Consider the following 9,702-nt stretch of genomic DNA (forward strand, 5'->3'; position numbering starts at 1 on the left):
ATTGCTAGGTTAGACGATCACGCCCTGGCTGCGCAGGTAGTCATCGTAGGTGCCGCTGAAGTCGGTAATGCCGTTGGCCGACAGCTCGATGATACGGGTGGCCAGGGAACCGACGAACTCACGGTCGTGGCTGACGAAGATCAGCGTGCCCGGGTAGTTCTCCAGCGCCAGGTTGAGCGCTTCGATGGATTCCATGTCCAGGTGGTTGGTCGGTTCGTCCATCACCAGCACGTTGGGCTTTTGCAGGATCAGCTTGCCGAACAGCATGCGGCCTTGCTCACCACCGGAGATGACTTTTACCGATTTAAGGATTTCGTCGTTGGAGAACAGCATGCGCCCCAGCGTGCCGCGGATCATCTGTTCGCCGGTGGTCCACTGGCCCATCCAGTCAAACAGGCTGACGTCGTCTTCAAAGTCGTGGGCATGGTCCTGGGCGTAGTAGCCAAGCTCGGCGCTGTCGGTCCATTTCACCGTACCGGCATCCGGGGTCAGTTCGCCCATCAACGTGCGCAGCAGGGTGGTTTTACCGATACCGTTCGGGCCGATAATTGCCACGCGCTCGCCGGCTTCAACCTGGAAGCTGAAGTTCTTGAACAGCGCTTTACCATCGAAACCCTTGGCTACTTTGTCGATCATTACCGCCTGGCGGTGCAGCTTCTTGTTCTGTTCGAAACGAATGAACGGGCTGACACGGCTGGATGGCTTAACCTCGGCCAGTTGGATCTTGTCGATCTGCTTGGCGCGCGACGATGCTTGCTTGGATTTCGAGGCGTTGGCCGAGAAGCGACTAACGAAGCTTTGCAGCTCGTTAATCTGCGCTTTCTTCTTTGCGTTGTCCGATAGCAGCTGTTCGCGCGATTGGGTCGCGGCGGTCATGTATTCATCGTAGTTGCCTGGGAACAGGCGCAGCTCACCGTAATCCAGGTCAGCCATGTGGGTGCACACGCTGTTGAGGAAGTGACGGTCGTGAGAAATGATGATCATGGTGCTGTTGCGCTGGGTGAGAATGTTTTCCAGCCAGCGGATGGTGTTGATGTCCAGGTGGTTGGTTGGCTCGTCGAGCAGCAACACTTCTGGATCTGAAAACAGCGCCTGAGCCAGCAGCACACGCAGCTTCCAGCCCGGAGCCACTTCGCTCATCGGGCCGAAATGTTGCTCCAGCGGAATCCCCAAGCCGAGCAGCAACTCGCCGGCACGGGACTCGGCGGTGTAGCCGTCCATCTCGGCGAACTCACCTTCGAGCTCGCCGACCTTCATGCCATCTTCTTCGCTCATTTCCGCCAGCGAGTAGATACGGTCGCGCTCGGCTTTGACCTTCCACAGTTCTTCGTGGCCCATGATCACGGTGTCGATCACGGTGAATTCTTCGTAGGCGAACTGATCCTGACGCAATTTACCCAGACGTACGTTCGGTTCCAGCATCACCTGTCCGCCGGACGGCTCAAGGTCATCACCAAGAATTTTCATAAAGGTCGACTTGCCGCAGCCGTTGGCCCCGATCAGGCCGTAACGGTTACCGCCGCCAAACTTGACGGAAACGTTCTCGAACAGCGGCTTGGCGCCGAATTGCATGGTGATATTAGCGGTGGAGATCACGAATCTTGGTCCAGATAAGCCGGCGCACAGGCGCGAAAGGGGCGCGATTGTAGCGGTTTCCAGCTGCGAAGGGCAGCTTATGGACAAGCGGAGATACGGAGTCGAACAGTTTTTTAAGCTCGAGCATCAAAGGGGCATTCCCTTCAGCGCGAGGGTGCTTAATAAGAAGATGGATAGCGTGTGCTGACAACTTTATTGAACTTGATTACCCGCTTCTAGTATCCAACTCGTTAAGCATCGGCTTGGCCCCCAGGTTATTGCGCGTTTGCTTGAATGTACGGGGAACCTGGCTTCCAGGTTTCGGCATGCAGAGAACCTGCGACTGTTTGAGTTTTCGGGAGGAGGGTATGGATCAATTCACAGGTGGTTGCCTTTGCGGCGATGTTCGGCTTGTTGCGTCGGGCAAGCCTTACCGGGTGGGCGTTTGTCATTGCCTCGATTGCCGTAAGCAGCATGGAGCGCTTTTTCATGCATCTGCGATTTTCCCGCAGGCGGCGGTGACGATCTCAGGCGAGACTCGGGAGTACCAGGGCCATGTCTTTTGCCCTCGCTGCGGTTCTTCCGTTTACTCGCAGAGAGCCGACGAAATTGAAGTGAACTTGGGAACGCTGGATGCGCCGGATCAACTCATTCCAACATACGAGCTTTGGACAATCCGCCGTGAGTCGTGGTTACCGCCGTTTCCGCTCACGAGACATTACGAGCGTGATAGAGAGGCTTGTAGTCGCTTTGAGGAGTGATGGAGTAAGGGCTGAGTGCCGTTCGCCTTGTGCAATGGTAATGGCATCCGAGCCGCTGCTCGCCAGCATTGCAAATTGCAATATTGTTTTGGGGCGTTCATGCACTTTGCATTCGTGGTTAGTTTTCTGTGTTAAAAATATTTTAGATAAAACAAAAGGTTAAATACTTCTTAGGGTTGGCATACATAGTGCTCTAGTACTCTGGCTCAAACACGGAGGGTCAGAGATGAGCATGATCAATGAAGCCTGTAAGTCTTTGCCAGAGTATACCGCCACGCTCACCCAACGGCCCGATGGCAATGTTTTGCTAACGCTGCGTATAGATGAAAGTCTAGCATTGCGCAAAGTTATTGATGGGAAGGCTATAAGCTCTGAAACATGCATAAACGCACTAATACACGACTTGGTAAGAGATGTTAAATTATCAGGTGGTAACGTTAGATGGAACGGAAAAGAAAATAACTGGATAAAATCAAAGTTGCCTACATTTACGGGGGAGCCAATACAGCTTACAGCTTCAAAGTCTTTGTTCTCTAGGAGAAAAATAAAAATACCAGCTGGTCAGTAAGATACCTCCTGCTTACCTGCTTTATCAGTAGGCAAGCGCTACTGAATTTAGATTTATATGCCTGCATGATTTAAGACGCGCAGGCAAAATCCGTACATGAATACGTTACACTATGGTGAGATGACGCAGGATATATGAGTGCCGTCGATCAGATTAGTGGAACACCTAGCGCTAAACTTTGGTCAATTGTATAGGCGGTGCGTAAGGCGCTGTCTAGTGCTAGGAAATACCTAGGACCATTTCAAGTAGTGCGTATGTCGCAATAGCTTGACTCAATAGGCAGGTACTACTAGCAGCGACCATGTCGGTACGCTGAGTTCAGCGCCGACACTTCTGGAGTGCAATCAAACAGCCGGTATGCCGGTAAGGAAAATCATTATGAGCAATCAAAGCTTGGATAAAACCATCAGCGTACTCAATGATCTGATTGAAACGAGCAAGGACGGCGAAGCAGGATTTCGCACATGCGCAGAAGATGTAAAAAATGCGGAACTCAAGACTCTATTTACCAGCCGTGCTCGTGAGTGCGCTACGGCGGCTGAAGAACTGCAAGCAATGGTGCTTGGCTTTGGCGGCACTCCCGAGAATGACACCAGCGTGGCCGGTGACTTGCACCGCCGTTGGGTAGACCTCAAGTCACTGGTGTCTGGCAAAGATGAGGAGTCCATCCTTAATGAGTGCGAGCGTGGTGAGGATGTCGCTAAAAAGCGCTACGCCGAAGCTCTGAAGAATGAACTGCCGCTAAATGTTCGTGAGTTGGTGCAGCGTCAGTACGAGGGCGTATTGCGCAATCACGATCAGATTAAGGCTTTGCGTAACACCGCTAGAGCGCGCAGCTGATTGTTAAAAGGCTCAAGCGTCGCCATATCAGCGGCGCTTGAGCCTTTTTTACAGTGCCGATATAGGCATCCAGACTTCCCGGTTTCACGGAGCATTTGCCCGGCCAATACTCAAGCGCCCCGTGACGCCCACCGATCTTAAGACCTAGGGACAGGCCGACAGCCAATAAGAAGCCCAGCACCGGTTACCTCGAAGATCTTTACCTCTGTTCTAACCGGCCCGCGCTCTATCTTTGCTAAACGCGGAAATAGGGTTCGACCTTGACGTATTTACTCAAAAGGCCGAGCCCAGGCTCGCTGCCGCTGTAAAGCTGGGTTGCATCATCTGGAGGTGAATTCTCGCCATAGGATTCATAAGTGGATGCGCGTACACAGTGCAGCTCCGCATCCAGGCTGAAGGCTTCAAGGGCAAAGATTTCTGCGGCGCTGGCGCCACCGATACGCCAAGACTGTTCAAGTACGCCCGAGCGTTGCTGGCCTAGTGCGTCCACTCCTTGAGCCACGTCGTAGTTACAACGTGAGGCTAAGAGCCCGAAGCAGTCGAAGGCTGCTTGTTCGTACAGGCGCGCTTGCTCAATAGCCTGTCGGGCCTGGGGGGACATTTCCAGCGTGCTCAGCTGCGCGTAGTTTCCGCGCACTACCACCAAATCGGATCCGCCATAGACCTCTGCGCCCACGTTATCTCTGGTCAATCGTTGGGTGCCGTAATAGCTGGCGGTAATGCCGGCGACCATTACTTGGCCGACGCTGTAGGTGATTACTTCTGAAAGGTTTTCCTCGATGACCAAGCCCCAGGTGGCGACTTCCTCAGGATCCTGGGCTGCGACGCTGTCGAGCAATTGCTGCCGGTCTCTGAGTACTTCCTGGCCACGACCGGCCTTGCCCCGTACGGGTTTCAGGCGCACTGGACCTTGGCGTAATAAGTGTTCACCCGCACGCATGGCATCCTCTCGATCAAACACCGTATAGCCGCGCAAAATGGCGCTACTGGCTTGCTGCGAGAAGTGTTCTGACCAGCCAGGCGGTATCCGTGTCGGCTGTTCATAGAGGGTATGGGTTATAGCTTTGGTTGCCATAAACGGCTGACTCACCGCGCCACCAAAAAAATCCGCTACACCCTGAATGCCTAAAGCATGCCGCGGTGTGTCACCCACCAGCGTGTCGTCAGGAATTAGATAGCAACTGCTGTGCTGCTGTGGGTCATAGCTTCCCAGATAGGCTGTGCCCATCAGAGCCGCAATTTTTTGCCCGAGGTGGCGATGCACAGCTTGCTCGTGTTCCGCTACGTCGTTTTCCACATGCAACAGGGCGACTCCTGCCTTGGTGCTCATAGTGCCTTCCATGCACCATCACCGTTCTCACAGTCGATTTTGGCTTGCTGACTATCTTCTAATGAATAGAAGTAGGTGATGACCTTGGCATCCGCCGGTACGTTGACTTCCGCGGCTTGCTCGTTATCACCGGTGGACCGGTGGTTGGCCAGCGTCGCTTGAGTCAAAGGGGCCGAGCATTGAGCCACGGCGCCACTTTTACATTGCGCCACCTTCTGCTTTTCACTTCCCAGCGGTTGTGTACTTTCATTGCTGCACGACCAGTTGATCGCTTCGGCAGGCATTTCGGTGAACTCGTAACAACTTTCCAGCGCCACCGCGGGCACCTGCGCACCGGACATATTTTGGCTGACATGGCAGGCTGCGGCGAAAGCGGATGAGCCCGCCAAGCTGCCGATTAGCAAAACTACGGTACGAATGAACATGGCAATATCCTTGTGAGAAATGGCTGGAGTCACTGTTTTGGAAATAGCTCAGGCGCTCAAAGTTCAGCGTTTCTGATCAGCGGAGCGCGAACGAAAAGATGGAACTAGTCAGGCGAAGGTGCGCCCAACGTTTTAGGGTCGCGCAATTCGATGCCCCTTGATGGCGATAGGGAGGCAAGGGGATGAAGAGAGAGTGGAGTCTGATCAAGGAGGTGCTCCAGCGAATCGCGCGCCCGGAGCTTGGCCATCATTTTGCTCAGCAGACTTTGGCTGAACATTGCCCTCGTTCAGTGAAAGAACACCTGCGCTTTATGCACAACGTCGGCCTTATCGAACGCTCCTCGGATGAGATGGGCAAACATCAATCCGCAGTGGTCGCACTTAATTTGACGGTGACGGGGCGCGATCTACTAAGCGCGATAAGCGGAAGCAATGCCCGCCGGTATTCGCCGCTTAATCACCACGTCACTTTTACTCCAGGAAGCCTTCAGCAAACGGCCTGACGTTATGCGGCTTCCGTATTTGATTTGCGAGGTACCCCATGCCTGCTGATTCCAGCTCTGAGATTGACGGCGTACAGGCATTTAAAAACAGCATTCTTGGCAAACTTAAATATGCAGTAGGCAGGGACCCAAGCAGTGCTTCTGATCATGACTGGTTTGAGGCAGTGGCTCTGGCCGCCCGCGATCATGTGGTAGACCGCTGGGAGGAGGCGTCGGCTGACGTAGATCGCCATCCACATAAGCGCATCTACTATCTGTCCCTGGAATTTCTCATCGGTCGCCTTCTGGTCGATAACCTGAGTAACCTCGGCCTGCTCGAAACGGCCCGCCACGCATTGGCAGAGCTGAATGTCGACTTGGAGCATATTCGCCAACTGGAACCGGATGCCGCTTTGGGTAACGGTGGCCTTGGCCGCCTTGCTGCCTGTTTTATGGAAAGCATGGCCACGCTGGGGCTGTCAGCGCATGGCTATGGCATCCGCTATGAACATGGCCTGTTTCGACAAGCCATTGCCGATGGCTGGCAGCTTGAACAAACGGAAACCTGGCTGGACTTTGGTAACCCCTGGGAGTTTGAACGTTCCGAGGTGAGCTATAGCATCGGTTTTGGCGGCAGCGTAATCAGCCATCTGGATGAGGACGCTGTGCTGCGCCAGCTCTGGCAGCCAACGGAAACTATCCGTGCCATCGCCTACGACACACCGATAGTGGGCTGGCGTCGTGCGTCAGTTAACACCTTGCGGTTGTGGCGTGCGCGAGCGGAGGAAGATCTGCAACTGGAACGTTTCAATGCCGGTGATCACTTCGGTGCCGTAGCCGAAGTGGTGCGCGCCGAGAGTATCTCGCGGGTGCTCTATCCGGCCGACAGCACCGAAGCCGGGCAGGAGCTGCGTCTGTGTCAGGAGTTCTTCTTTGTTTCCGCTTCGCTGCAGGATCTGCTGCATCGGCATATGCATGAAAATGGCAGCATCCGCACCCTTGCGGACAAAGTGGCTATCCAGCTAAACGACACTCACCCTGCGATCGCTGTTGCTGAGTTGATGCGGTTATTGGTGGATGTGCATCAACTGAGTTGGTCCGAGGGATGGCGGCTAACCGTGGCAACGCTTGCATATACCAACCATACCTTGCTCCCCGAGGCGCTGGAATCCTGGCCCGTGTCGATGATGGAGCGCCTGCTGCCGCGGCACATGCAGATTATCTACCTGATCAATTCCTACCATATTGATGCACTGCGCGCGCAGGATATCCATGATTTCGCGTTATTGCGCTCGGTGTCACTGATCGAGGAAGACCACGGGCGGCGGGTACGCATGGGCAACTTGGCATTTCTTGGCGCGCATAGCGTTAACGGCGTATCGGCCCTGCACACTGAGCTAATGCGGCAGACCGTGTTCCGTGATCTCCACGCGTTGTATCCACAACGAATCAACAACAAAACCAATGGCGTGACATTTCGCCGTTGGCTGTTTCAGGTCAACCCGTTATTGACCGAATTGCTGGTCGATACCTTGGGCAGTGAGGTACTCGACGCTCCTGGCATGGTGCTTGGCCAGCTGGCCACGCATGTAGGGGATAAGGAACTACGCAAGCGCTTTGCCGCTCAGCGCCAACATGGCAAGGAGGCTCTCGCCCAGTTAATTCAAGAGCGCCTCGGAATCACCGTCGACACCGCGGCCATATTTGATGTCCAGGTCAAACGTATACATGAGTACAAACGCCAGTTGCTTAACCTGCTGCATACAGTCGCGTTGTATCAGGCCATTCGCAATGATCCGACCACCAACTGGGCGCCACGGGTGAAAATATTTGCTGGTAAAGCAGCGGCCAGTTACCACCAGGCCAAGCTCATCATCAAATTGACCAATGACCTCAGCCGCACGATCAATGATGACCCGACGGTGCGCGGTCTGCTGAAGGTAGTGTTCCTGCCAAACTACAATGTCAGCCTGGCTGAGACGATCATTCCCGCAGCGGATCTCTCTGAGCAGATCTCCACGGCTGGCTTGGAAGCCTCGGGCACCAGCAATATGAAATTCGCGCTCAATGGCGCGTTGACGATCGGCACGTTGGATGGCGCCAATGTGGAAATGAGCGAGCGGATTGGCCGTGAACACATGTTTATCTTCGGCATGACAGCCAGCCAGGTGCATATGCGCAAGCAGGCGGGCGAGTTGAATATGGGCCATTTGCTTGAAACTTCTGAGCGGTTGAGGTTGGCTCTAGAAGCAATCCGCGAGGGCGTGTTCTCACCTGATGATCCAGGCCGATATACCGGGCTTGTCGATGCTTTAGTCGGCGAGGACCGGTTTATGGTTTGTGCTGATTTCGATGAGTATTGGGAGGCCCAGCGGCGTGTTGATCAGCTTTGGCAAAACCCGGATGCCTGGTGGTCCTCGGCGATACTCAATTGCGCGCGAATGGGCTGGTTTTCTTCTGATCGGACCATTCGCGAATATGCCGTGGACATATGGGGCGTGCCGGTTGGCAAGAAGTGAATTGGCTAATAGCGAGTGGGTAAAAGGTAGCTAGTTCGGACCTAGTCGCGCGTTACGCATCAGGGATTTAACTGTCGCCCAACAGGTGCGCCGTGCTCCGATTTCTTCAGTTCGCTTACCTGTACTTGAGTGATCTGCGCTGGCAGCTTCGCGGTATGCAGCGATTCGATATAGAAGCGCGCCTGCTCCGGTGTTAGAACTTCGGCTTCGCTTTCAACCTCAACGCTGTGTGTCTGCGCATTCAGGCTATAGCGGATCAAAAACATATGTTTCTTGGGCATGAACGCCTCCCGTAATCAGCAATTTTCCAACGCTATTCTCAGGTAGACCCTGCTTACATAGAGGTTGGTTCCGCATTTTTGTCGGCCTAAAAAACGCAACCACGAACCATAGCTGGCAGTCGAAACTCCCAACAGCCTTCCAGTGGGTTACGCCACGTGGAGATCGTTATGGCTTTCCTCTGTTCTATCGGTGGTTGCCTCTGGGCAGAGGCCCAGCTCGAACATTTAGGTAATGAAGACGTACTGTGACAATGCTGTAGCCGTTGCGGCAGTCGGCGCATTGTCATAGTGAATCGCCCCTAGTTTCGTAGACATCTCCAGGCCTCATAATACGGCCCATTAGGAGGTGCCATGAGCAACCCGCGTTATCCCGAAGAATTCAAAATCGAAGCCGTCAAGCAGGTGACCGAACGAGGTCTGCCGGTGGCTGAGGTGGCTGCTCGTTTGGGCATGTCGACACACAGTCTTTATGCCTGGGTGAAGCGTTACAGCAAGCCCCAAGAGCAGCGCGCGCAAGAGGACGACCAACACGCTGAACTACGTCGTCTGCGGGCTGAACTCAAGCGCGTGACCGAGGAGCGTGACATCCTAAAAAAGGCCGCCGCGTACTTTGCCAAGGAGTGCGGCTGAAGTACGCCTTCATCAGTCAGCTATCCGCAGACTATTCGGTTCGCCGCCTGTGCCTGACCCTGAAAGTACATGCCAGCGGCTACTACGCCTGGCTGGCTGAGCCGAAGTCGGCACGAGCTAAGGATGATCAGCGGCTGCTGGGTTTGATCAAGCACTCGTGGCTCGAGAGCGGTGGCGTCTATGGCTACCGCAAAATCCATGACGACCTGCGTGAGCTTGGAGAACAGTGCGGCAGGCATCGCGTTGCTCGATTAATGCGCCAGGAAGGCCTGCGTTCGCAGACGGGGTATC

General features: G+C 54.5%; 9 protein-coding genes and 1 pseudogene. 6 read left to right on the top strand and 4 right to left on the bottom strand.

The features are described 5' to 3' along the window. Positions 1–9 precede the first annotated feature (9 nt). Complete coding sequence (locus AACY25_RS20565; RefSeq protein WP_339527194.1) at positions 10–1,596, bottom strand: ABC-F family ATPase; 1,587 nt, start codon at positions 1,594–1,596, stop codon at positions 10–12. 347 nt (positions 1,597–1,943) lie between these two features. Here AACY25_RS20565 and AACY25_RS20570 point away from each other — a divergent pair, with 347 nt between their 5' ends. The 3 genes from AACY25_RS20570 to AACY25_RS20580 all read left to right on the top strand — a co-directional run bounded on the left by AACY25_RS20570 (position 1,944) and on the right by AACY25_RS20580 (position 3,744). Beyond that, positions 1,944–2,336 (top strand): GFA family protein, encoded by a 393-nt coding sequence (locus AACY25_RS20570; RefSeq protein WP_339527195.1) that lies wholly within the window; start codon positions 1,944–1,946, stop codon positions 2,334–2,336. Positions 2,337–2,562: 226 nt separating this feature from the next. Then, entirely contained in the window at positions 2,563–2,904 is a 342-nt protein-coding gene (locus AACY25_RS20575) for a DUF3509 domain-containing protein (protein WP_339527196.1), read from the top strand. A 378-nt stretch (positions 2,905–3,282) separates the two neighbouring features. Beyond that, positions 3,283–3,744 (top strand): PA2169 family four-helix-bundle protein, encoded by a 462-nt coding sequence (locus AACY25_RS20580; protein WP_339527197.1) that lies wholly within the window; start codon positions 3,283–3,285, stop codon positions 3,742–3,744. 235 nt (positions 3,745–3,979) lie between these two features. Here the strand turns inward: AACY25_RS20580 and AACY25_RS20585 are convergent, their stop codons facing one another. Continuing rightward, positions 3,980–5,074: a DUF3182 family protein gene (locus AACY25_RS20585; RefSeq protein WP_339527198.1), complete on the bottom strand. Its 1,095-nt coding sequence runs from the start codon at positions 5,072–5,074 to the stop codon at positions 3,980–3,982. Further along, a complete protein-coding gene (locus AACY25_RS20590; protein WP_339527199.1) occupies positions 5,071–5,499 on the bottom strand; it encodes a hypothetical protein in 429 nt (142 codons plus the stop codon). The genes AACY25_RS20585 and AACY25_RS20590 overlap by 4 nt, the downstream gene beginning before the upstream one ends. A 182-nt stretch (positions 5,500–5,681) precedes the next feature. Between AACY25_RS20590 and AACY25_RS20595 the strand changes: the two genes are divergently transcribed. Both AACY25_RS20595 and AACY25_RS20600 read left to right on the top strand, forming a co-directional pair. Then, positions 5,682–6,002 (top strand): DUF2513 domain-containing protein, encoded by a 321-nt coding sequence (locus AACY25_RS20595; protein ID WP_339527201.1) that lies wholly within the window; start codon positions 5,682–5,684, stop codon positions 6,000–6,002. Between the two features lie 38 nt (positions 6,003–6,040). Then, on the top strand, positions 6,041–8,500 hold the full coding sequence (locus tag AACY25_RS20600; RefSeq protein WP_339527202.1) for a glycogen/starch/alpha-glucan phosphorylase: 2,460 nt from the start codon (positions 6,041–6,043) through the stop codon (positions 8,498–8,500). Between the two features lie 59 nt (positions 8,501–8,559). Here the strand turns inward: AACY25_RS20600 and AACY25_RS20605 are convergent, their stop codons facing one another. Further along, entirely contained in the window at positions 8,560–8,781 is a 222-nt protein-coding gene (locus AACY25_RS20605) for a hypothetical protein (RefSeq protein WP_339527204.1), read from the bottom strand. Positions 8,782–9,132: 351 nt separating this feature from the next. On the opposite strand from AACY25_RS20605, the pseudogene AACY25_RS20610 reads away from it, so the two are divergent. Then, a pseudogene (locus AACY25_RS20610) lies at positions 9,133–9,702 on the top strand (IS3 family transposase); the annotation flags it as partial.

Origin of the sequence: Pseudomonas sp. EA_35y_Pfl2_R111 (assembly GCF_963970955.1) — a bacterium.
GTDB lineage: Bacteria > Pseudomonadota > Gammaproteobacteria > Pseudomonadales > Pseudomonadaceae > Aquipseudomonas.

Coding starts and splice junctions, on each gene's coding strand:
- AACY25_RS20570 (WP_339527195.1), top strand. CDS start 1,944: ATGGATCAATTCACAGGTGGTTGCCTTTGCGGCGATGTTCGGCTTGTT.
- AACY25_RS20575 (WP_339527196.1), top strand. CDS start 2,563: ATGAGCATGATCAATGAAGCCTGTAAGTCTTTGCCAGAGTATACCGCC.
- AACY25_RS20580 (WP_339527197.1), top strand. CDS start 3,283: ATGAGCAATCAAAGCTTGGATAAAACCATCAGCGTACTCAATGATCTG.
- AACY25_RS20585 (WP_339527198.1), bottom strand. CDS start 5,074: ATGAGCACCAAGGCAGGAGTCGCCCTGTTGCATGTGGAAAACGACGTA.
- AACY25_RS20590 (WP_339527199.1), bottom strand. CDS start 5,499: ATGTTCATTCGTACCGTAGTTTTGCTAATCGGCAGCTTGGCGGGCTCA.
- AACY25_RS20595 (WP_339527201.1), top strand. CDS start 5,682: ATGAAGAGAGAGTGGAGTCTGATCAAGGAGGTGCTCCAGCGAATCGCG.
- AACY25_RS20600 (WP_339527202.1), top strand. CDS start 6,041: ATGCCTGCTGATTCCAGCTCTGAGATTGACGGCGTACAGGCATTTAAA.
- AACY25_RS20605 (WP_339527204.1), bottom strand. CDS start 8,781: ATGCCCAAGAAACATATGTTTTTGATCCGCTATAGCCTGAATGCGCAG.